General features: G+C 66.2%; 1 protein-coding gene. It reads right to left on the bottom strand.

Going from position 1 to position 1095, the window contains the following annotated elements:
- The coding region (locus tag C2I19_RS22820) for an ATP-binding cassette domain-containing protein (protein WP_146056872.1) at positions 1–1095 on the bottom strand (1095 nt) is incomplete at both ends.

Below are 1095 nucleotides of genomic sequence, written 5' to 3'. Positions count from 1 at the left end.
GTCCTGCAGCAGGTTCAGCACCTGCGCCTGCACCGACACGTCCAGCGCCGACACCGACTCGTCGCAGATCAGCACTTCCGGCTTCAGCGTCAGGCAGCGCGCGATGGCGATGCGCTGGCGCTGGCCGCCGGAGAACTCGTGCGGGTACTTGGCCAAGGCTCCGGCCGGCAGGCCCACCTTGTCCAGCAGGTCTTGCGCCAGGCGCCGCCGCTGGCCGGCGTCCTGGCCGATGCCGTGCAGCTGCATCGGCTCGGTCAAAATCTGCTCCACCGTGAAGCGCGGATTCAAGGACGCGTACGGGTTCTGGAAGATGATCTGGATGCGCTTCTTGTAGGCGTGGAAGGCCTTGGCGCTCATGCCTATCAGGTCCTGGCCGTGGAACAGGGCGCGGCCAGCCGTGGCCTGGTGCAGCCGCACCAGGGTCAGGCCCACGGTGGTCTTGCCGGAGCCCGATTCGCCGACGATGCCCAAGGTCTTGCCCTTGGCCAGTTGGAAGGACACATCCTTCACCGCGTGGAACTGCCGCTTGCCGAACAGGCCTTCGCGGATGTCGAAACTCTTGCACAAGCCTTGCACGTCCAGCACGATCTCGTCGCCCGCCGCGTAGCCGCGCTCGCGGTGCGGCGGCTCCACGTAAGGCTCCGGCTTCAGGAAGTCGTCGATCACCGCCAGCCTGGCCGGGCGGCGGTCCAGGTGCGGGCGGCACGACAGCAGCGCCTTGGTGTAGGCATCCTGCGGGTTCTCGAAGATCTGCTTCACCGTGCCTTGCTCGCGGATCACGCCGTGGCGCATCACCACCACTTCGTCGGCGAATTCGCCCACCACGCCCAGGTCGTGGGTGATGAACAGCACCGACATGCCATGCTTCTTCTGCAGATCCGCGATCAACTGCAGGATCTGCTTCTGAATCGTGACATCGAGCGCCGTGGTCGGTTCGTCGGCGATCAACAGCTTGGGCTCGCAGGCGATGGCGATGGCGATCATCACCCGTTGCTGCTGGCCGCCGGACAGCTCATGCGGATAGCTCTTGATCCGCTTCTCCGGTTCCGGCAGGCCCACCTCGCGCAGCAGCTCCACCGCGCGCTTCCACGCCGC

The organism is Chromobacterium alticapitis, from assembly GCF_002924365.1.
Taxonomy (GTDB): Bacteria; Pseudomonadota; Gammaproteobacteria; order Burkholderiales; family Chromobacteriaceae; genus Chromobacterium; species Chromobacterium alticapitis.
This window is presented reverse-complemented; position numbering and strand designations above follow the sequence as displayed.